General features: G+C 35.9%; 19 protein-coding genes, 2 tRNA genes and 3 pseudogenes. 13 read left to right on the top strand and 11 right to left on the bottom strand.

Features of this window, described 5'->3' with window-relative positions; all coding sequences use genetic code 11:
• Window positions 1-98: 98 nt before the first annotated feature.
• From OPR17_RS02360 to OPR17_RS02385, 6 genes are all read right to left on the bottom strand, one after another.
• Window positions 99-248: a hypothetical protein gene (locus OPR17_RS02360; protein WP_265021956.1), complete on the bottom strand. Its 150-nt coding sequence runs from the start codon at window positions 246-248 to the stop codon at window positions 99-101.
• A 28-nt stretch (window positions 249-276) separates the two neighbouring features.
• Window positions 277-735 (bottom strand): transposase, encoded by a 459-nt coding sequence (locus OPR17_RS02365; protein ID WP_265021957.1) that lies wholly within the window; start codon window positions 733-735, stop codon window positions 277-279.
• A gap of 75 nt (window positions 736-810) precedes the next feature.
• Entirely contained in the window at window positions 811-1,146 is a 336-nt protein-coding gene (locus OPR17_RS02370) for a hypothetical protein (protein ID WP_265021958.1), read from the bottom strand.
• Window positions 1,147-1,489: 343 nt separating this feature from the next.
• A complete protein-coding gene (gene gyrB / locus OPR17_RS02375) occupies window positions 1,490-3,877 on the bottom strand; it encodes a DNA topoisomerase (ATP-hydrolyzing) subunit B (RefSeq protein ID WP_265022146.1) in 2,388 nt (795 codons plus the stop codon).
• A gap of 95 nt (window positions 3,878-3,972) precedes the next feature.
• The gene (locus tag OPR17_RS02380) at window positions 3,973-4,884 is read right to left on the bottom strand and encodes an IS982 family transposase (RefSeq protein ID WP_265021959.1); all 912 of its coding nucleotides are present in this window, start codon (window positions 4,882-4,884) and stop codon (window positions 3,973-3,975) included.
• On the bottom strand, window positions 4,847-5,002 hold the full coding sequence (locus OPR17_RS02385) for a hypothetical protein (RefSeq protein WP_265021960.1): 156 nt from the start codon (window positions 5,000-5,002) through the stop codon (window positions 4,847-4,849). Before OPR17_RS02385 ends, OPR17_RS02380 begins: the two co-directional genes overlap by 38 nt.
• A 543-nt stretch (window positions 5,003-5,545) precedes the next feature.
• Between OPR17_RS02385 and OPR17_RS02390 the strand changes: the two genes are divergently transcribed.
• From OPR17_RS02390 to OPR17_RS02405, 4 genes and pseudogenes are all read left to right on the top strand, one after another.
• Window positions 5,546-6,652 carry a D-alanyl-D-alanine carboxypeptidase family protein gene (locus OPR17_RS02390; protein WP_265021961.1) on the top strand — a complete coding sequence of 369 codons (1,107 nt, stop codon included), beginning with the start codon at window positions 5,546-5,548 and terminating at the stop codon, window positions 6,650-6,652.
• 114 nt (window positions 6,653-6,766) lie between these two features.
• Window positions 6,767-7,066 carry a DMT family transporter gene (locus tag OPR17_RS02395; RefSeq protein ID WP_244662759.1) on the top strand — a complete coding sequence of 100 codons (300 nt, stop codon included), beginning with the start codon at window positions 6,767-6,769 and terminating at the stop codon, window positions 7,064-7,066.
• A 16-nt stretch (window positions 7,067-7,082) separates the two neighbouring features.
• Window positions 7,083-7,427, top strand: coding sequence for a DMT family transporter (locus OPR17_RS02400; protein ID WP_006279756.1), 345 nt, complete (start codon window positions 7,083-7,085; stop codon window positions 7,425-7,427).
• Window positions 7,428-7,693: 266 nt separating this feature from the next.
• Window positions 7,694-8,838, top strand: a pseudogene (locus tag OPR17_RS02405) (transposase).
• A 31-nt stretch (window positions 8,839-8,869) separates the two neighbouring features.
• Here OPR17_RS02405 and OPR17_RS02410 read toward each other — a convergent pair.
• Window positions 8,870-9,726 (bottom strand): annotated as a pseudogene (locus OPR17_RS02410) (Rpn family recombination-promoting nuclease/putative transposase).
• 210 nt (window positions 9,727-9,936) lie between these two features.
• Between OPR17_RS02410 and ppdK the strand changes: the two are divergent.
• Window positions 9,937-12,672, top strand: coding sequence for a pyruvate, phosphate dikinase (ppdK, locus tag OPR17_RS02415; protein WP_265022147.1), 2,736 nt, complete (start codon window positions 9,937-9,939; stop codon window positions 12,670-12,672).
• An 85-nt stretch (window positions 12,673-12,757) separates the two neighbouring features.
• On the opposite strand, the gene OPR17_RS02420 is transcribed toward ppdK, so the two are convergent.
• On the bottom strand, window positions 12,758-13,282 hold the full coding sequence (locus tag OPR17_RS02420) for a hypothetical protein (RefSeq protein WP_265021962.1): 525 nt from the start codon (window positions 13,280-13,282) through the stop codon (window positions 12,758-12,760).
• Between the two features lie 252 nt (window positions 13,283-13,534).
• Window positions 13,535-14,026, bottom strand: coding sequence for a hypothetical protein (locus OPR17_RS02425; protein WP_265021963.1), 492 nt, complete (start codon window positions 14,024-14,026; stop codon window positions 13,535-13,537).
• A 67-nt stretch (window positions 14,027-14,093) separates the two neighbouring features.
• Here OPR17_RS02425 and glpX point away from each other — a divergent pair, with 67 nt between their 5' ends.
• Window positions 14,094-15,011 (top strand): class II fructose-bisphosphatase, encoded by a 918-nt coding sequence (glpX, locus tag OPR17_RS02430; protein WP_265021964.1) that lies wholly within the window; start codon window positions 14,094-14,096, stop codon window positions 15,009-15,011.
• 91 nt (window positions 15,012-15,102) lie between these two features.
• Window positions 15,103-15,885 carry a hypothetical protein gene (locus tag OPR17_RS02435; protein ID WP_265021965.1) on the top strand — a complete coding sequence of 261 codons (783 nt, stop codon included), beginning with the start codon at window positions 15,103-15,105 and terminating at the stop codon, window positions 15,883-15,885.
• 339 nt (window positions 15,886-16,224) lie between these two features.
• Here OPR17_RS02435 and OPR17_RS07545 read toward each other — a convergent pair whose 3' ends face one another.
• Together OPR17_RS07545 and OPR17_RS02445 are read right to left on the bottom strand one after the other, a co-directional pair.
• Entirely contained in the window at window positions 16,225-16,425 is a 201-nt protein-coding gene (locus OPR17_RS07545; RefSeq protein ID WP_265021966.1) for a hypothetical protein, read from the bottom strand.
• Window positions 16,426-16,604: 179 nt separating this feature from the next.
• Window positions 16,605-17,100, bottom strand: a pseudogene (locus OPR17_RS02445) (hypothetical protein).
• A gap of 205 nt (window positions 17,101-17,305) precedes the next feature.
• On the opposite strand from OPR17_RS02445, the gene carA reads away from it, so the two are divergent.
• The 6 genes from carA to rplC all read left to right on the top strand — a co-directional run bounded on the left by carA (window position 17,306) and on the right by rplC (window position 20,987).
• On the top strand, window positions 17,306-18,397 hold the full coding sequence (gene carA / locus OPR17_RS02450; protein WP_265021968.1) for a glutamine-hydrolyzing carbamoyl-phosphate synthase small subunit: 1,092 nt from the start codon (window positions 17,306-17,308) through the stop codon (window positions 18,395-18,397).
• A gap of 114 nt (window positions 18,398-18,511) precedes the next feature.
• A tRNA-Tyr gene (locus OPR17_RS02455) sits at window positions 18,512-18,594 on the top strand.
• Between the two features lie 4 nt (window positions 18,595-18,598).
• Window positions 18,599-18,669, top strand: a tRNA-Gly gene (locus OPR17_RS02460).
• A 78-nt stretch (window positions 18,670-18,747) separates the two neighbouring features.
• Window positions 18,748-19,920 carry an elongation factor Tu gene (tuf, locus tag OPR17_RS02465; protein WP_265021207.1) on the top strand — a complete coding sequence of 391 codons (1,173 nt, stop codon included), beginning with the start codon at window positions 18,748-18,750 and terminating at the stop codon, window positions 19,918-19,920.
• Window positions 19,921-19,934: 14 nt separating this feature from the next.
• Complete coding sequence (gene rpsJ / locus OPR17_RS02470) at window positions 19,935-20,255, top strand: 30S ribosomal protein S10 (protein ID WP_012673184.1); 321 nt, start codon at window positions 19,935-19,937, stop codon at window positions 20,253-20,255.
• A 9-nt stretch (window positions 20,256-20,264) separates the two neighbouring features.
• Window positions 20,265-20,987, top strand: coding sequence for a 50S ribosomal protein L3 (gene rplC / locus OPR17_RS02475; RefSeq protein WP_265021969.1), 723 nt, complete (start codon window positions 20,265-20,267; stop codon window positions 20,985-20,987).
• Window position 20,988: the final 1 nt, after the last annotated feature.

Raw genomic sequence — 20,988 nt, forward strand, 5'->3', positions numbered from 1 at the left:
GGGTAACCTCATCTATTTTTTTATAACTGCTGAGTTTATCATGTTTTCTGCCTTTTCTATTCTCCTTTAATCCAGAATTCGCGTTAATTGGGCTTTAACTATATCTCAACTTGATATCTTCTTTCCCGGCAGATTGAAAATTGAGTTGAATTAAAAATGCGGTTTGACACACTTTTTTGAACATTCCCAAACTCCCAAAACAAAGTCATTAATAGAGTCTTTTGGCTGTCATTTGCTTTATCTTCCAACATATTCACCTGATCTAAATCCTCACTTTTACCCACAATTTTGAGAGGTCATTATGTGAAGCATAACTATGCTCTCATTAAGGTTTTCATAGCCCCGCCATAGAGTCATAGACCCTGGTAAATTATCACTTTTTCTATTCATAAATCCACCCAATTTTCCTAACCAAATAATAGCTTGTTTTATGTTTTGAGGTTCTTCCGGTAATGTTGCTACCCGATACTCACGCATGTAAAGGACCTTCCACTCTTCGTTGCTTAAAATTTTAGTACAAATTTCCATGGGATTTGATAAAGCCACTTTTGTCAAATATAAAATTTTAAACGCGATTATACTTTTTATAGCAATTAACTTCTGTAATCTTTCTTTTGTAGCTAAGCGAGAGCTTTCTATCTTACATCCTGATTTTAAAATCCTAAAATACTCTTCAATTTTCCATCTTAGCTTATACCAATTTATCTTTTCTATGGCATCTAAAGTATGGTACATTAGTTAGTAGAGTCCAGTCGACAGCTTCCAATCCATCAGGAGCTTTTGCACTTACCACATATACAGGGACATATTTTATGTATTGTATCTTTTGACCCATAAATGGAAGAAGATCTGATAGGCTTTCATATACTTAACTTCAATATTAGCTTTTCTTGATCTCTGGTTTCCACCTTTAGTAACTTCTAGAGAAATTTTCTTTTTTACTGGCAGTTGAATGATGCGTGTTTGCAAATCTGTTTTTCCGACTTCAGTACAGATAAATCTTCTATTAGCTCGATTGCGGATTGCATAAAAACTACCTAACGTCTCAGCCACCCATAAAAATTTGAAGATGTCTGCTTCCCTATCACCAAAAGTTGTACATTTGGAGGAAGGTTGTTTATAGTTTCTTTGAGAGCTGTTATCCACTTATAACTTTCTTTTTCTTCTATGGAGGTACGGTATTTTCTGTTTGCTTTTTCTTGTGCCGTTTCTTCTTCCCTAATAGAACGCGCCCAACATTGTTGGGAAGATAGACCTAAAGGTAATCCGTCTTTGCTAGGCACTATGCAACAGTAAACCCATTTTATGCTTTGTATAAGCTTTAGAAATACTGCCTAGTCTCTTGGTCTTTATATGAGAGTCAAAATCCAAATAACTGGATTCCAGTGTCAAGCACTGGAATGACACCGTTATAAAGGAACCAGTGTCAGCTACTTGAATGACACAGTCTTTGCTTAAACCCGTAACGTTCGTACATTTTGCTAAAAGTTCAAATATCAACATCATGCACGTTGAGTGCATTGCTATTAATAAAATCACGGCGTGGTTCAACTATATCACCCATTAGTATTGAAAATATGGAATCAGCTTCTTCACAATCTTTTATTTCAACCTTTAATAAAGTTCTAGCCTCAGGATTTAACGTAGTATCCCATAGCTGATCAGCATTCATTTCACCAAGACCTTTAAATCTCTGCAGAGTTAAACCTTTTTTACCATAGTCCATTATTATTTTTGCAAGCGTACTTGGAGAAGTGATTCTTATTTCAGTTTCTTGTGATTTTAAAAATGAACCACCATTAAATAAATTACTTATACCATCAAGCAAACTTAATATGTTTTGCATATCTTTGCCTTCAAGCATACTAAGTGCAAATATATATTTGTCTGCCAATCCTTGAAACAATTTAGAGATGTGAATTTCTTTTTCTTCATCTTTTATTTCCACTTCCCAAGTATGTTCGCTGTACATTAACTTCAAATACTTTGATATCTCATCAGCCGATGATAGAGCATTCTTTTTGCTTAAAATTAGCAATGACTCTAAGAGATTTTGTGGTATCTCTCTATCATAATTTTTGCTAATATTAGAAATGCTAACGCATTTATTCAAAATAAGGCGCAAATCGTTAAATTCTGTAGCTGTACTACTTAGTGTTAATCTTTTAACTGCTGAGTTTATTATATACTCTTCAAAAGTTTCGTCATCTTTAATATAAGTGTCTTTAGCATTCTTTGTAACTTTATAGAGGGGTGGCTGTGCTATATATAAGTAGCCTTTTTCAATAACTTCACGCATGTGTCTAAAAAAGAAAGTCAGAATCAAAGTTCTTATATGTGAACCATCAACATCTGCATCTGTCATGATGATAATTTTATGATATCTAGCTTTTTCAATATCGAAGTGTTCACTCCCTATTCCAGCACCAATTGCAGTAATTAAAGAACCTATTTCTGCAGATGAAAAAATACGATCTAAACTTACACGTTCTACGTTTAGAATTTTTCCTCTTAAGGCAAGCACTGCTTGTGTTTTACGATTACGCCCCTGCTTTGCAGTACCACCTGCTGAATTACCCTCTACTATAAATAATTCCGATAACTCAGGAGCTTTTTCCTGACAATCAGCAAGCTTTCCTGGCAGAGTTGCAATATCAATATTGTTTTTGCTTTTAACTAGCTCTCGTGCTTTTCTTGCGGCTTCTCTTCCTTTTGCTGACCTAATTGCTCTTTCTACTATGCTTGCCGCCAATTTGGGATCAGTTTCAAGGATTGTGCTCAATTTATCAGAAACTATACTTTCTACAACTGCACGTGCTTCAGAACTAACTAGTTTATCTTTTGTTTGTGAAGAAAACTTAGGGTCAGGCATCTTGAGAGATAAAATACAAGTTAAACCTTCTCTAACGTCCTCTCCAGTTAAATTTACTTTTGCTTTCTTTAAAAACCCTTCATTAGTTGCATAGTTATTGATACATCTAGTTAGTGCAGATCTAAAACCTGCCAAATGCGTACCACCATCTCGTTGCCGTATATTATTAGTGAAACACAACATATTCTCATAGTAGGAATCATTCCATTCCATCGATATTTCCAAGCTGATGCCAAGATCTTCTGCATCTCCTTTCATACTGGCAATTTTAGTTACATGTGTCTTATTCTTATCTAAATACTGCACAAAATTTGCTGTACCAAAATTGTCTTTAGATTGATTGCTCTGATTGAAATGAGATTCTATATATGGTTCATTGCGCAGATCACGTAAAGTAATGTCGATATTTGAATTTAAAAATGCTAATTCTCTTATACGACTTTCAAGCGTTGAGTAACTGAAATTAATGCCATTAAAAGTCTCTGTTGATGGCATGAACGTGACTTTAGTTCCTCTTTTGTTTGTATTTTCGTTGACTACCTTTAAAGGTTCAATAGACTCACCATCTTCAAAACGCATAAAGTGTTCTTTCTTATTGCGCCAAATAATTAATTCCAACCAGCTTGATAATGCATTCACAACTGAGATTCCAACACCATGTAATCCCCCAGAAATTTTATAGGTATTGCTGTCAAATTTACCACCAGCATGGAGTTGAGTCATTATTACCTCTGCTGCTGATATTCCTTCTTCTTCATGAATGTCAGTTGGAATGCCACGACCATTATCAGTTACAGATACTGAACCATCTTTATTTATGCTAACTTCAATTTGATCACAATATCCAGCTAAAGATTCATCTATTGCGTTATCAACAACCTCATATACCATGTGGTGCAAGCCAGATCCATCGTCAGTGTCACCAATGTACATACCTGGACGTTTCCTTACAGCATCAAGACCCCTTAAGATTTTTATTGCATCGGCATTATAACTATTTTCCATGGTATTGCTTCGTTTATGAATGTTAATTAATATTACATTCATATATGCTGATTAGCAACATTTTTAAACTGATAACCCATATTAAAAGCACAACTTTACGAATGTTTATTTTTGAAGACAGCAAATAACGCGAATTCTGGATTAAGGAAGGAAGTATAGGAAATAGAAGGCTTTTTGGATTTGATGGAATAGGAGATGAGAGTAGAAAAGATATGAACCAAGAAATCAACAGGGGATCTATGGCGAGTGTGTTCAATTTCTAGTCTATTTTTTAGGTAACCAAAAACAGTCTCAATGATAGACCTTTTTCTCAGTAAAATCTTCTCATTTAGCGAAATTAATGTATTTTTCATACCTTTTTTCACCTTGGTAACAAGTTTCAAACCTCGGTCAAACAGCTTCTGAAAAAGCTCTTTTGCAATATAACCTTTGTCACCAAACAAAAGGCCGGTTAATTTTTCCGTCAAATTTGGCACAGGTATCCTATCATCAACATTGCCTTTTGTTAGCGTAAGTGCATGAATTTCACCATTTTCATTGATTACCATATGTAATTTGAAACCAAAAAACCAGCCGTAAGTACTCTTGCTTAATTTTGCAATTCCAGCAAAAACTTTGTTTTTGGATATTCTTTTTGCATGACAAACTGCAATGGGAGTTGTGTCTATATATGAAATTCCAGTGTTTTCTGACTGTCCACAAAGCCAATGCAACAACATTGCTAAATGCCACAAAACCCTAGGCTTTAGAGCAACAAACCTGGTATATGAAGGCAACTTTGGAAACTCTGATTTGTAGAGCAACGTTAGGTAATGTAGATAGAAAGTTTTGAAATTTTTACACGGAGATTGTTGATATAGCAGGATTATTGTCATGATTTCAGAGTGCTCAATTTCCGTTGTTCTTGTGGGTTTTTTACCATTTGGCAGTAGTTTGCCTGCAAAATTTTTCTCTATATCTCTGCAAAAATCATCGACCAAACAAAACAGTTTTGTTATATCTTCCATGGGTAACCTCATCTATTTTTTTATAACTGCTGAGTTTACCCTGTTTTCTGCCTTTTCTATTCTCCTTTAATCCAGAATTCGCGTTACTAGCGGAAGTTATTCTCAAATGTTTGTTCATGTTAGCTATAAATATTAAGAAATTTACCAAACGAAAAGAAAGGCAAAAGAAGCCCCGTGGTGGTTGGCTATTTACTATGTGCTAAAATATCGGCGTTTTTTTATTCTAAAACGCTTGATTAAGAGCGATTTAGCTGCTTTTAACTTGCAACTAACCTACACCGCAAGTATTTAAGAAATTTACTAAGCAGGAAAAAAGGCAAAGAAACCCCGTAGTAGCTAGCATTCAAATTCTCCCTTGTCAATTTGACGTTTTTTGCTGTCTTAAACGCTTTGTAAGCGCGTTTCGGCTTATATAGGTAAAAACCCAGAAATTTTTAAAGACATGCGATGCACGTAGTGCGAAAAATTAAACATGAGACGCCAAATACCCTAAGTTTTTTGTCATTAACCTGCACAGATTGCGAAGATAAATAAATAGCTTCAGTTTCATGATAAGGGGGCTGACGAAGGGTGTCAAGGAATTTTTATGTAAGAGATCTATTGAAATGCCCCTGTAAAATTATACTATTAATTAGTACACTGTAAATTTAAAATTATAAATATGTTAAGCAGATTGGTAATTTTGCTATTAGTTTTTATACTTCCTTTTTCTTCATACTCATACCAGTTTAGAACCAAAGCAAAGCAAGCAGTAGTCTTAGATTTAGCTTCAGACTCATTCATTTTTGACCATAATTCTGATGAAAAAATGGCCCCATCTTCAATGAGCAAGCTAATGACTTTATATATAGCCTTCGATTATCTAAAAGCTGGAATAATACACATGGAGGATAAATTTCGAGTAAGTAGAAAAGCATGGGAAAGGAGAGGCTCTTCTATGTTTTTGAAAGAAGGTCAATCCGTTACGGTGAGGGAATTACTTGAAGGAATTACAATAGTCTCAGGCAATGATGCCTGCATAACACTAGCCGAGGGCATTGCAGGATCAGAAGAGAATTTTGTGGCTGAAATGAATGAAGTTGCACAAAATTTGAATCTGAATGACAGTCATTTTGTCAACTCAAGCGGGTGGCCAGACGAAGATCATTTCATGAGCGCAAAAGACTTGGTAATGCTGGCAAAAAGGATTTTCACCGATTTTCCTGAATATTATGATTTATTTTCCGAACAATATTTGACATATAATGAAATTGTACAAAAGAATAAAAATCTTCTACTTTTTCACGATATTGGGGTTGATGGCTTAAAAACCGGTTATACAAATGCTGGTGGTTACGGCATTGTAGCATCTGCAAAACGAAATGATAGGAGAATTTTTGCTGTCGTAAATGGTTTAAACACTGAGAAAGAGCGAATAGAAGAAGCAAAAAGATTGATACAATACTCCTTAAATCATTTTAACACTAAGAAAATATTCGTTAAAGACAGCGTAGTTGAGGAAGTAAATGTTCTCTATGGAAAAGATAGAAAAGTGCCTATTACAGTTGCAAACGATGTTACCATAACTTACAACCGCAAATTGCATGACCAAATTAAGGTGCGTATTGAATATAAAGATATGATACCTGCACCCATTAAAAAAGGTCAAGAAGTGGGCAAAGTTTTTGTAGAAATACCAGGTATTGAGCAACAAACTACACCACTTTATGCAGCAAATGACGTGCAGGAATTGAATTTCGTAGAAAAGTTTTTTAGGATGTTGTTTTAAGTTTGATATTAAAGCAATTCCGAAAGAGAGATCTATTGCACTTTAGTGTAGTTTTAACTAACAATTTCTGTTACAATACAAGATTGAAGTGTTACGAAAATGTGCTGGTTATATTTGTTGCTGTCTAGTATCCTAGAGATACTGTGGGCTGTAACGCTAAAGTTTAGTAATAGTTTTACTAAAGTTGTGCCTTCGATTGCAACATTGGTAATTATGATCATTAGCATTTATTTTTTATCTCTTGCAGCATGCTTTCTACCTATTAGGGTATGCTATGCAGTTTCCTCTGGAATATGCACAATTGGAATAACTATAATTGGTGCAACCACTTTCACAGAGAATATTAATTTATCTCAAGTTTTATGTATCGTTTTAATTGTAATAGGAAGCATAGGGCTAAAGCTCTCTATTTAAACCTAAAAATTTATGCATGAATTGGATATATTTACTCTTATCGTCACTAATTGAAGTGTTCTGGGTCATAACACTTAAGCATAGTTATGGATTTACTCATCTCGTACCATCAATAATTAGCATACTCTCCATGGCTCTTAGTACATATTTACTTTCGCTCGCTACACGTTCTATACCTATCGGAGTATGCTATGCAATTTGGACTGGAGTGGGCGCTATAGGAGCTTCGATACTTGGAGTTTACCTATTTGATGAACCAGTTAATTTATTCGAAGTAATATGCTTTATTTTAGTTACATTCGGGATTATAGGATTAAAATTGTTTGATACTGCAAAACAAACTGTTGATAAAATGGAATAAAAGATCCCACTGGGATGAAAGAAGCAGATACTCCATATTGTCATGCAAATTGGAATCCAGACTTTTTTCTATACAGCATGGTGAAGACGGGAAACCGTAACCGTTCACACAATGGTGTCAACTTAAGGAAAAATATCAGCGATAGTGTATAAAATTTCTCTCTAAATTTTTTATCATTAAATTATCCAAAGAGTGCAAGGGACAGCACTTTTGTTTCTATTTTATTGCAACAAAAAAGTTTAAAATGTGTCTTTTTTAGGTGAAACATGCAAAAAGGAAAAAACCTTATTCTACAAATTAAAAATGCAATATACTCGAAAACTTTTCAGAAAATCCATTGTGTTGAGTTTTACACGAACAAGCTTTTTCGACAGTATTTTCTATGATTTTAAAGTTAGTTAAAAAAAGTTTGGGAATAGAATGTGAACTTATGGAGCCATTGACATGTACCCTCAAAGCAAGCTTTTTCTAAAGCAAGGTATAAGATTTGCCATACAGGCTTTCAAGAATTTAAGCATCCAAACAGCCTATCAGGATGAACCTGAGTTGGAGAGGCTATAGACTTATTGCAGCAGATGGTTCTGGTATGAGATTACCCAGCTCTGGGGAAATTGTATCCGAGTTTGAACCAAATGGAACAACAGGCACCATTGGCAATTTGTTTGTTGATTTGTGTACTTCGCTGATTTGTAGTGCTCGTCTTGCAGCTTGGAATATAGGTGAACAAACGTTGGCGGCAGAGCAATTACCCGAAGTTATCACTCAAATGCGTTTATTAAATCAAATTATTTATCTATGATCGTCTTCAGTAAAATTCATTCAGCAGCATTATGATTTGGAAGTAGATTTTATTTTTCGCTTGCAAAAAAGAAATTATAGTAAGCTATGGGAACGCTGGCGAATCAGATTTTGATTTTATATTAGAAAATGAAAAGCTAAAAAATAAAATGAAAGGACAGAAAGTAAGAGTTATAGTGCTGACATTAGCCAACTGAGAAACAGAGTTTTTGACCGAGACTTTGGAGCAAAGCTTATGTATTAAGGTGGCACATAGAGGAAACGACTCAAAGTAGGAGCAGAGTTAGAGAATTTTTCTAGAGAGGATGTATTACAAGAATTTTGGGCAAACTTGGTCATGTGCAATATATTATCGCTTCATATGTGTGATGCACAAGAGCCTTGGAACCCAGATCAAATTGCCGAGTACCGTTTAAATTTTTCAGTTTTATTTGGTGTGATGAGACAGAAACTTTATCAAGTGCTTGTTGGAAATTGTTCGCCAAAAGATTTTCAAGCCCTTTTTGATAGAGCAAGTATACGCGCCAAAGTTAAGATCCGACCGGGAAGATTGTATAGCCGCAATAAAGTAGATAAGCCCAAACGCCATCATGTCTTTAGGAGAGTCTGCTAATGTATGCTCTTAAGTTGACGCCATTGACCGTTCACAGATTTCCACTTAATTTTTCAATCTCACTCATGGAGAGGCCAGTAAACTTAACAATAGTGGTGACATCAACATTATTAGCCAGCATTGTTTTTGCAACTTCAATTTTTCCTTCCTTTTTAGCATCATCAAGTTTTTGTTCAAGAACAGCCCGTTCATCACGAATACGTTTTATTTCCTGTTCGTAGGCAATAAATTCTTTCTCTGACCAGTTGAATCTATTTAGTTCTTCATATGCCTTTTTAATTATTACATCACTACCTATTATCTTTTCCAATTCTTCTTCGCTAGTTTCATCTGCATATTTAAAATAATAGATCCATTTTTCAACTATACTCTCCAATTGGTCTTCTTTAGTTTTAGGAAATTTTGGTAACTCAATAAATGTAAAATAGAAATCTTTTAGATCATGCTCATTAGTGTCTTCATCTCGAATATTATGCTTTGATTTGTACTCAGATTTATTAGGAAAGAGAATACAATCAGCAATAGCTATAAAAATGATTTCTTTAAGATCCTGATATTGATCACCTTTATCATCTTGCCTTGAATAAGCTTTAGCAGCGTAATATTGAGCGCGTTTTTCAAAGCCTTTAGTTTTGGCAACTTGCATTTCGACTATTACTTGCACCCCATTTTCATCCCTGCAAAGAACATCAACGATACTTTGTTTTTTAGAGGCAATTTCAGCATCTTGAATAGTGCTGAGGAATTCTATTTCTTTTATTTCATCTTTGCCAGTGAACCCCAAAATATCATTGAGAAAGTGAATGAGGATGTCTTTATTTTTTCAGTACCAAAAATACGCCGGAACGCAACATCATTCTTGGGGTCGAGAAATTTAGAAAGAGCCATAAAAAAATTTTTAAATATATCTTTATATTATATATTCTTATTAATAATAATTCAATAATTTGTCGTCTTTTTTGTTAACTTTACTGATGTTGTTGTAAGGAACGTTGTTGCCAAATTTTGTAAAATTTATTATCCTAAGGTTTCAAGTTCTCACAGGTTTATTGGAACTATATGTACAATGTGTTTATCAGTGAAAATCAGGAGAAAATGATGGGAGAAAAATTAATACATTACTTCAGCCAGAACAAGTGCGAAGGCAATGCAGAAATGAAAAATCTGCTGGGAGGGAAGGGGGCAAATTTAGCAGAAATGTGCAATGTTGGCATTCCTGTTCCACCTGGTTTCACAATTTCCACCTCTGCTTGCAAAGTCTATTATCAAGACAATAGATCTTCTGTCATCCAAGTAGCTGACTACTCGGATCCAGAAAAAAATGTGGTCACGCACTGGAATGACATATGTAGTGAAATCAAAAACTACATGGCGATGCTCGAAAATGACATCGGTTGTAAATTTGGGGATTTAAATAACCCCTTATTAGTTTCAATACGCTCTGGTAGTGTTAGTTCAATGCCGGGCATGCTTGATACTATTTTAAATGTTGGCCTAAATGATGAAACCGTTGTTGGGCTTGCAAAAAAAAGTGGCGAACGTTTTGCTTGCGATAGCTACTGCCGTTTCATCATGATGTACTCCAATGTTGTACTACAGCTTGACCATCACCTATTTCAAGATGTTGTTGATGATAAGCAGCAAAAGAGTGGAGCAAAAAGCTTAGCTGATCTTGATGTTGATGTTTTAAAGAGAATTGTTAACGATTTTAAAAAGATAGTATATGAAAAAACTGAGAAACATTTCCCGCAGAACGTTGAAGAGCAATTGTTAAACTCAGTTAATGCGGTATTTGCCTCTTGGAAAAATGATAGGGCTGTTTCCTATAGAAGAATACATAATATTCCTGAAAACCTTGGAACAGCAGTCAACGTGCAAGCAATGGTTTTTGGTAATTTAAATGATAATTCTGCAACTGGTGTGATATTTACACGAAATCCTTCAACTGGAGAAAAAAAGCTTTTTGGTGAGTTTTTGGTTAATGCTCAGGGTGAGGATGTGGTTTCTGGTGTTTATACTCCTTTGCCAGTTGACGGAGAGCAAAAAAACACCATGGAGAAGTTGCTGCCAAGTGTTTACCTGGAATTATGCGCAGTATGTGAAAAACTTGAAAGGCATTATAAAGACATGCAGGATATCGAATTTACTGTGCAGGACGGTAAGTTATGGATTTTGCAAACTAGGTCTGGCAAGCGTACGGCTGAAGCTGCTATTCGCATAATAGTTGATATGGTAAACGAAGGAACGATTACAAAAGAAGAAGGAATATTGAGAATTGATCCAAAAACTTTTGACAATTTATTGCATCCAGTTCTTGACGTTAAGAGCGATCAAAAAGTAATAGGGAAGGGGCTGCCGGCTTCTCCAGGGGTTGCTTCTGGATATGTAGTGTTTAGTGCAAGTGATGCTGAAAAAGCTACAGAGCAGGGCAAAAAAGTGATTTTAGTAAGGTCAGAAACGAGTCCTGAAGATATTAATGGAATGAATGCTGCAAGTGGCATAGTAACAGCACGGGGAGGGATGACCTCGCATGCTGCTGTTGTAACCCGTGGAATGGGTAAGCCATGCATTTGCAGTGTAAGTGGACTTTATATCGATAAAGATGGAACTTTCTTTTCTGTAGGGGATACAAAAGTAAATAAAGGTGAACCAATTACCATCAACGGAGGAACAGGGGAGGTTATGCTTGGCATTCTCCCTACAATTTCACCTGAATTATCGCAAGAATTCAAAACGATAATCAACTGGATAGATGAAATTAAAACGATCAAAGTGAGAGCGAACGCTGATACTCCAAAAGATGCAAAAATTGCAAAAGAATTCGGTGCAGAAGGTATAGGCTTATGTCGCACAGAACATATGTTTTTCGCTAGTGATAGAATCGAATTCATTCAAAAGTTGATAATAGCTGACGATGAAAATGAAAGGGCAAATGCGCTCATTAAACTGGAAGAAATGCAAAAGTCTGATTTCAAAGAAATATTTTCTATTATGGAGGGCAGGGAAGTCACTATACGTTTGCTTGATCCACCTTTGCATGAATTTTTACCCAATAATCAGTCTACTATAGAAAAAATCGCCAAATCGCTTAGTAAGTCAGTTGAATCAGTAAAAAATAAAATAGCACAGTTATCAGAAAAGAACCCAATGCTTGGCCATCGAGGTTGTAGACTTGCCATTTCTCATCCTGAAATATATAGCATGCAGATTAGGGCAATACTTAGTGCTGCAAATGAGCTAAAGGAAGAGAAAAAGGTAGAAGTTAAGCCTGAAATCATGGTTCCCTTTATCATGAATGAGAAAGAGTTTGTTTTGATATGCGAGTTAGTGAAGAAAGAATCTTCTGTCATCTCAGCTAGGATCAAGAAGCAGATTCCAGCGTCATGCACTGGAATGACATCAGACAAGGCGTACTCAATTGGAACAATGATAGAACTGCCACGAGCGGCACTGATTGCTGATAAGTTAGCAAAACACGCAGAGTTTTTTAGTTTTGGCACTAATGATTTAACGCAAACGACTATGGGACTTTCAAGAGATGATTCAGTTAATTTCCTCGATTCTTATAAGGAAAGCAACATATTTGAAAACGACCCATTTGAAGTGCTGGACATCGAAGGGGTAGGGGAGTTAATCAAGATAGCTATTGAAAGAGGCAAAAAAACCCGAAAAGAAATAAAACTGGGTATATGTGGAGAACATGGTGCAGATCCAAGATCTATAGAGTTTCTCATCGAATCAGGGGTGGATTATGTTTCATGCTCACCCTATAGAGTAGCGATTGCAAAGTTAGTGGCAGCACAGTTTAGTGTTAGATCTAAATTTGCTAGGTAAGTATAGTGGCAGTGTTGGCTACTCATATGGTTTGAGCCCACCAGAGGGTGTCATTCCAGCGCGTGACGCTGGAATCTAGTTTTTATTATGACCTTCTGGATCCCAGTGTCTGGGCACTGGGATGACATCCTGTTACACGTTCAACTTCATTCTCTCTCATCTCCCTATAACTTGGTAATGTAGAATTTTTTACATGCAACCCGGTGTATATTGCAACCAAAGCAGCTATGACACTGCAAACTACTGCACCAGCTACAAATGGAACCATCACAGCAGCAGTAATGAATAATCCTGTAATAACAACTCCAACAACATCTTTTGTCAATGAGGTGTAAAAATCCTTTTTGCTCTCTTTATATTTAGTTTCTTGTTCATTTGGCATAGAAAATTGAGCATCTACGAAGCCGTTAGCTTTATTATCATTATTTGGTGTGGCAGTTTGGTCAATCCCTGTTGCTACAGGTCTACTACCAATGTTTCCATTACTACTGCTGGGTTCTGCTCTATTTTCTTCATTAAGCTTACCACTATTCAAGAACGCATTAACAATTTCAGTTTTACCTACCTGTATGGCCACTTCTAAAGCCTCTTTCCTGTTTGCAGGACTCACGTAACCTAAAATAGCTCAGCTTCTTGGGCATTATCCTGAGTAATAACAAGACGCAGAGCGTTAAATTTTTCTTCTTCATTAAATTTGCCACTATCTAAGAGTATTCTTACAACGTCAGCTTGTTTTGTATTGCAGCTATATCCAATATAGTCCTGGAAGCAGTATCTGTAAGATGGATTACAGCATCTAAATCTGTAAACAATTTTACAACATCTAGAAATACGCTACGATCGCCGGTAATATTGGGCTCTCTTACAGCATTTGCAAACGAGTCAAAATTGCCGGATTTGTTTCTTTTCCTTGTATTAGTTGCCCGTAAAGTACTTCAGCAGTCATACCAGGGTTTATGAAGTTACTAGAATCTACTTCATTGCTGTCTGCTTTATTTTCTTCTACATTAGGTGCCTCTTCTTCCTCATTTATCGCTGCAGCTATTTGTTCTTGTTGAGGAAGCTTGAACCCATTTCTAAGAAAAAGATTCTTAACGCGTGGGTTGTTATTTTCGGTTGCATGCTTTAGAAGTAAGTCTCCTAACGAATTGCCTCCTTCACATTTATCTTGGAAATTAACTTCTTTCCATCTTGAACCTTTTAGCAAGTCTTCCAGATCAATGTCCTCTGTATATTGCAACATTCCAGCTATGTGCAAGACCAGGTTTTCAATATCATCATTACTATACGGCATAACTGCAATCCCACTACTATAAATATAACCTATTATACCAATTCCATCAAAACCAGTCAAGACATATTGCAGTTTCAAGCAGCATGATATATATTCAATGCTTTATTTATAGTTCTTAAAGCAAATGATGGAAGATTTAGCCTATAAATTAGTTAAAGTGACCGAAGCTGGAGCACTTGCTGCGTATAAATTGGCGGGTTTAGGTGATGAAAAAAGGGCTGATCAGGTTGCAGTTGATGCAATGCGAACAGTGTTAAATTCTATGGAAATAAATGGTGCTATCGTAATTGGTGAAGGTGAGAGAGATGAAGCGCCGATGCTATATATTGGCGAGAAGGTTGGCACTGGAAATGGTCCTGAAATCGACATTGCTGTTGACCCACTTGAAGGCACTACAATCTGCGCTCACTACAAACAGGGGGCAATGTCTGTTCTTGCTGCAACAAAAAAAGGTAACTTTTTACACGCACCTGATGTTTATATGGAAAAGATAGCAGTAGGAAAAAATCTTCCAGAGGGTGTAGTCTCACTAAAAAATAGCATTGAAAAGAATCTAGACAATTTAGCCAAGGCAAAAAAATGCAAAGTGAATGATCTCGTGGTAACTGTACTTAAACGTGAAAGGCATGGTGAATTAATAGAGAAAATCAGGAAATTAGGAGCAAAAATTAAACTAATAGATGATGGTGATGTTGCGGCCATAGTTTCACTAGTAAATGGCAATTATGATATGTATATCGGTATAGGAGGAGCACCAGAGGGAGTGCTTGCGGCTGCAGCGCTAAGCTCTATCGGCGGACAGATGGAGGGAAGATTGATATTTGACACAGATCAGTTAAAAGAAAGAGCAAAAGATTTGAACATTCACGATCCAGAAAAAATCTACACCGTAAAAGATATGGCAAGAGGTGAATCAGTGTTCATTGCAACTGGAGTAACAAGCGGAGGACTTGTGGATGGAGTTAAATTGAATCATAATACCTGTTCAACTAGTTCTTTAATAATTCTGCCTAACAAGCTGATAAAGCTGCAAGTTATAAGTTAGGTTAATTATTTTTCAATACACCTAAATTTTAGCTTGACAATATACCAATACTAAAATATATTATTTTTATCTAAAAATTAAAGGGGGTATAATGTTAGGTTCATCACAGAATATTTCGCAAGAAAAATTAATTGTACAAGGAGTTCCTCAAGATAAGCATGGATTTGATGGTGATCCTGAAGTACAAATAATATTAGATGTTATAAATAAAGATAAAAAGGCAAATCTGTTTTATGAAATAGCAAAATATTATAGAGAAAATAAAAATATTTTCCTTTTTACTGCTATGCTACGAGACAAAGAACGGCTAAAAAAGATAATTGATATAATAGATAAGGAATGTAGTGTTCAAGCTAAAGAGCAATTCGTAAGAGGAATGAATAGTTATTTGGATGGAATTAGCGTAGGAGAGCATGATGCAAAAGAATTTTTAAATAAGGAATTTTTAAATAGTGATCTAGTTGCTCTATTTAATGGACCTCCAGCACCGTATCAAGGACAAGTTCGTAATATACATAGAAATCTTAATATCAACGTTATTAAACTTGGGCAGGCTTTAAAAACCAGCAGTTTTTTCAGTAGAAAAATTAAAAGAATGGAAGAAGAGAAAAGTGAAATAAAAATCGTAAACATACACAGCAATGGTAAAAAAATAGTAAAAATTGAGAAAAATGAGAAACAACAGAGGAACTACTCCTTTACAGAATTTGCAATATGTGACATCGAAATTAGTTGGGGTGCAAAAGATGAATCTGAAAAAGACCTTAACTGTACTGTTGTTCTAAATATAAATTTTGGTCAAGTTAGTATTCAAAAGTCAACTATTAATGGTGAAAATGTTGAACCAAAGAAAATTTTAGAGTTAGCTAAGTAAAACGAGGCTGTGCTTATAAAAGGTAAAGCTTTACATGAAGTTTTAGCAGCACATTTCATTAAGCAAACACCATGCGAGGAAAAGAAGAGTACGCAATCGCACGAGAGTATTATCGTACCTGGCTCTTCTCTTGATGGGGGAACAACTGTAGAAGAAGGGATTGTATCCGTTCAGGGGAGCGGAAAATAGGGTAGACAAAGTAATCTAAAAAGATAATCATAGAGAAAATGTGAGTTTACAACAAATGGTGTCATGAAAGTAGCTGATACATAATTGTACGAGCTTTTGTTTGCGAAGAAATGTTATAGCAGGTTTTGCCTCAAACACAAAGGTGTCATTTCAGTAGCCTCCTTCCCCTGTCATCCCAGTGCCCAGACACTGGGATCCAGGAAACTTAATTGCAAGCAATGCATTGGGTGTGGTGAGTATGGGTTTTGCGTTATAGAATGAAGCACTTTTGGTGAATTTATAAAGAAAACTGGATTCCAGTGTCAAGCACTGGAATGACACCGCCTTGGATGGAAACCAGTGTCTGGGCACTGGGATGACATCCTCCCTAGTGGATTCAAATCACAATATTCGTATAGTAAGCACTGACCACTTTTGCTTCAATATTTGCGATGCCCCTGAACAGATACAATTATTCTATTATCAGGAGGATGCCGTTAATCGCCTTGTATGATGCTACTTGTAACACTTATGCCCTGAACGGAGACAGTTTAGGCTGTTATGCCTGGCGGCTTTGTTGGAATAAGTTTTTCAACACTGCTAACAATAAAATTGATTGTATCGTCAGCTACCTTATCGAATTTATCATTTATCTCTTTTCCTATTTCTTGATTTTTAACATATTCGTGTAGAGCTAAAGCAGTTATAGCTGCACATGCTGCAATTAAGCCAGTTTGTGCTATAATGAATAGTGATAATCCTCCTACGAATATAGATGTTAATCCAATAGCCAGGTTTATAATTTTACTTTGTGTTGTTTGTTGCGTCGCTTGGCTTTGATCTGCCTGTTTATCCTCTAAAGCATTCGATATTGTTTTTAAGGCAACTTTTATCGCTATTGCTGCAACTGAAACCATAATTAGCCCTATAGCTATTTTTGCTAAAAGAAGAATCGACGGTAGCATCATTACAAATAATAGCGTGCCAATTCCTCCAGCTAACCACTTCTCATTTATTTTTTTTTGATTGATTTGTACCAGTGTTCATTATTACCCTCCACTTTACTTATGATTTACCTATATCTAATACGAAATATGAAGGTAGTCAACTATATATTTTATATAAAAGATTGTATTAAAAGTTTTTCATGTTATTTTTTGCTGCTTCGTGGTTAAATTTGGAATTTTAGAAAGAGTTACGTATTATTTGAAATTCTTGTATACTGTTTTGAATCAGTTAAATAGATAATGAAGTGCAGGACGCAGTTTTAATTTTACAAGATGGTAAATGCTTTTGGGGAAAATCAATAGGTAAAAAAGGTCAGTGCATAGGTGAGGTCTGTTTTACCACTGGTATGACCGGTTATCAGCATACTATAACTGATCCTTCTTTTGCCGATCAAATTATAACGTTCACTTTTCCTCATATTGGTAACGTTGGAATAAACCATAAGGATAATGAAGGAAAGAAAATTTTTGCAAGTGGTGTGGTTATGCGTGAACTTTCTTCTATGTCCCACCCTTCTTCATATATCAGTTTAAATGATTGGTTAGAGAAAAATAACGTGATTGGGATATCAGGAGTTGATACTAGAGCTTTAACGAGACATTTGAGAGAACATGGATCTCAAAATGGAATGATATGCTCATCGAGTAAGGCGCATGCGTTGGACGAATTGAAGGAATACAAATCTGTAAATGGGATAGAAATAACCAATAAAGTCAGCTTGCATAGTAATTTTAAAAGTGACCTTAATGCAAAATATAGGGTTGTAATCGTTGATTTTGGCGTGAAAATCAGTATAGTTTCACGCTTAATAGAACTTGGTTGTACAGTTGAATTAATCAGACCAAGCACAGGTTTTGCTCAAAAAGTGTTGAGTATGAATCCAGATGGGATAGTGCTTTCAAATGGTCCTGGTGATCCGCAAGAAATAGGAGAAAGTGTAGTTTCAGAAATAGACATTATTATAAAATCTAAAATACCAATTTTTGGCATATGCATGGGCCATCAATTACTTGCGATTACTTTGGGGGCAAAGACCATCGAGATGGATATAGGTCACCGAGGGAGTAACCATCCAGTTTATGATGTAAGTAGTGGAAAAGTTGAGATCACTAGCCAAAATCATGGTTTTGTTGTTGATTCAGCTTCTCTTCCAAGTAATGTTGAAATTACTCACATTTCTCTATCTGATAATAGTGTAGAGGGAATAATGATGAAGGATTACTCAGTCTTTTCTGTGCAATATCATCCAGAAGAAGCGCCAGGTACGCATGATTCGCATTATTTGTTTAGACGTTTTATTGACAATATTGTGTTGTATAAAATGAAATCTGCATGATTTTAATTAGGGTAGGTTTTATTGCTTGATTTTTTAATTTTAGGCGTTTAGTATTAAATACAATAAGAGCTTAAGTTAAGATGCTAAAATAGTATTCTCTTAACAAATTTTTGCGGAGGAGTGACCGAGTGGTTAAAGGTAACAGACTGTAAATCTGTCCGCGTGAGCGTACGTAGGTTCGAATCCTACCTCCTCCATTGTGCGGGTATAGCTCAATGGTAGAGCTCTAGCCTTCCAAGCTAGTGACGTGGGTTCGATTCCCACTATCCGCTCTTTTTTTTGTTGTATTTTTATAAAATCAACATATTATTTATTGATGTATTTGTATTTTAGGTAGAAAAGTTTAAATTATGACAGCAATAGTGGAAGCATTTGGAAAGCCGCATGTAAATGTGGGAACAATAGGACATGTGGATCATGGGAAGACAACGTTAACAGCGGCGATAACAAAGCATTATGGAAATTTTGTAGCGTACGATCAGATAGATAAAGCGCCAGAAGAAAGGAAGAGGGGGATAACGATAGCAACAGCGCATGTTGAGTATCAGACAGAGAAAAGGCATTATGCACACGTTGATTGTCCTGGACACGCTGACTATGTAAAGAACATGATAGTAGGTGCAGCACAGATGGATGCGGCGATATTGGTAGTGTCAGGGGTTGATGGGCCAATGCCACAAACGAGAGAGCATATATTGCTGGCGAAGCAGGTGGGTGTTGGATATATCGTGGTGTATATAAATAAAGCTGATGTTGCTGATGCTGATATGATAGATTTAGTAGAAATGGAAGTGAGGGAATTGCTGAATAAATACGGATTTCCAGGGGATGAAGTGCCTGTGGTAGTTGGTTCAGCACTCAAGGCGCTGGAGGATGACAGCAGCGAATATGGAAAGAAATCAATAGATAAATTGATGGAAAAGTTAGATGAATATGTGGCGGTTCCACCAAGGCCTGTGGATTTACCATTTTTATTGCCAATTGAAGATGTGTTTTCGATATCGGGGCGAGGAACGGTGGTAACAGGAAGGATAGAGAAGGGAGAGATAAAGACGGGAGAAGAGATAGAGATAATAGGTCTGAAGGGAACGCAAAAGACGATATGCACAGGTGTAGAAATGTTTAAGAAATTGCTGGATAAGGGGAGTGCAGGACTCAATGTAGGAATATTGTTAAGAGGAACAAAAAGAGAAGAAGTAGAGAGAGGGCAAGTATTGGCAAAACCGGGGACGATAACGCCGCATAGAAAGTTTAAGGCGGAGGTTTATATATTAAAGAAAGAGGAAGGAGGAAGGCATACACCATTTTTTGCGAATTACCAGCCACAGTTTTATTTAAGGACAACGGATGTAACTGGGAGCATAAAATTGCTAGATGGGAAGGAGATGGTAATGCCAGGAGATAATGTGAGTGTAGAAGTAGAATTGCAAGTACCGATAGCAATGGATAAGGGATTGCGTTTTGCGATAAGAGAAGGCGGTAGAACTGTTGGTTCTGGTGTTGTTTCTGAAATTTTGGAGTGAGTGTAGTAACTAAGATGAAGCAAGATATATATATTAACATTAAGGCTTTCGATTGTTCTTTATTGGAGGAGTGTGTTCGAAAGTTTGTTGATGAATTAAAGCGGTCCAGTGCAAAATTATCTGGTCCGATTGCGTTGCCAAGAAAAGATTCTAAATTTATTGTTAATAGATCTCCTCACGTTGATAAAAAATCTCGTGAACAGTTTGAAATGAGAACTTCTAGACGTTTGATTGTTTTACATGATCTTACTCCTACTATGATGCAGATGCTTACAGGTTTATCTTTTTCTGCTGGCGTAGAAGTGGATTTAAAAGTCAAGGAAGTTAAGGTTTAGGAGAAGGAAATGAAGAGAATAAATTCACTGAGGAGAATTGGTTTATTAATGACGAATATTGGTCATACTGCTATATACTCTGACAATAGTCGCATGGCTGTAACTTTATTGCATCTCAGCGAAACTTATATTGTTGATATAAAAGGACAAGATAAATGTGGCTATAATTCAGTCATTTTAGGCACAGGAGATTTTAAAAATATAGCAAAACCTCAGTTGGAATATTTAAAGAAAAAGGGTATAAATAATAAATGTAAGTTATACGAAAGTAGATTAAATGATCTGTCGGGAATAGAATGTGGTAAAAAAGTGGGAATCAATCATTTTGTGGTTGGTCAATATCTTGATATTACGGGTTATTCTATCGGTAAAGGATTTGCTGGTGTGATGAAGCGGCATAACTTCAGTGGGCTTAGGGCATCTCATGGTGTTTCTATTGCTCACAGATCACAAGGTTCCACTGGTCAATGTCAGGATCCTGGTAGAGTATTCAAAGGAAAGAAAATGGCTGGTCATTTAGGTAACAGCAGAATAACTGCACAAAATATGAAGATATTATCCATTGATCATGAAAATAGTATAATTGCTGTGAAGGGTAATAATGTTCCTGGGTTTAAAAATTCCTATGTTTTTGTAAGAGATGCAGTTAAAAAATCTTTACATAAAGATGTTCCTTTTCCGGTAGGTTTACTGTTAGATGTAAATGATGATGCTAGTAATTTGGTAAGTTAGT

It is taken from the genome of Wolbachia endosymbiont (group A) of Icerya purchasi (assembly GCF_947251635.1).
Classification (GTDB): Bacteria; Pseudomonadota; Alphaproteobacteria; order Rickettsiales; family Anaplasmataceae; genus Wolbachia; species Wolbachia pipientis.

Excerpts from the sequence above, each read along its gene's own strand:
- rplC (WP_265021969.1), top strand. The coding sequence starts at position 20,265 with ATGAAGAGAATAAATTCACTGAGGAGAATTGGTTTATTAATGACGAAT.
- glpX (WP_265021964.1), top strand. The coding sequence starts at position 14,094 with ATGGAAGATTTAGCCTATAAATTAGTTAAAGTGACCGAAGCTGGAGCA.
- OPR17_RS02400 (WP_006279756.1), top strand. The coding sequence starts at position 7,083 with ATGAATTGGATATATTTACTCTTATCGTCACTAATTGAAGTGTTCTGG.
- rpsJ (WP_012673184.1), top strand. The coding sequence starts at position 19,935 with ATGAAGCAAGATATATATATTAACATTAAGGCTTTCGATTGTTCTTTA.
- OPR17_RS02435 (WP_265021965.1), top strand. The coding sequence starts at position 15,103 with ATGTTAGGTTCATCACAGAATATTTCGCAAGAAAAATTAATTGTACAA.
- tuf (WP_265021207.1), top strand. The coding sequence starts at position 18,748 with ATGACAGCAATAGTGGAAGCATTTGGAAAGCCGCATGTAAATGTGGGA.
- OPR17_RS02380 (WP_265021959.1), bottom strand. The coding sequence starts at position 4,884 with ATGGAAGATATAACAAAACTGTTTTGTTTGGTCGATGATTTTTGCAGA.
- gyrB (WP_265022146.1), bottom strand. The coding sequence starts at position 3,877 with ATGGAAAATAGTTATAATGCCGATGCAATAAAAATCTTAAGGGGTCTT.
- OPR17_RS02390 (WP_265021961.1), top strand. The coding sequence starts at position 5,546 with ATGTTAAGCAGATTGGTAATTTTGCTATTAGTTTTTATACTTCCTTTT.
- OPR17_RS02385 (WP_265021960.1), bottom strand. The coding sequence starts at position 5,002 with ATGAACAAACATTTGAGAATAACTTCCGCTAGTAACGCGAATTCTGGA.
- OPR17_RS02365 (WP_265021957.1), bottom strand. The coding sequence starts at position 735 with ATGTACCATACTTTAGATGCCATAGAAAAGATAAATTGGTATAAGCTA.
- ppdK (WP_265022147.1), top strand. The coding sequence starts at position 9,937 with ATGGGAGAAAAATTAATACATTACTTCAGCCAGAACAAGTGCGAAGGC.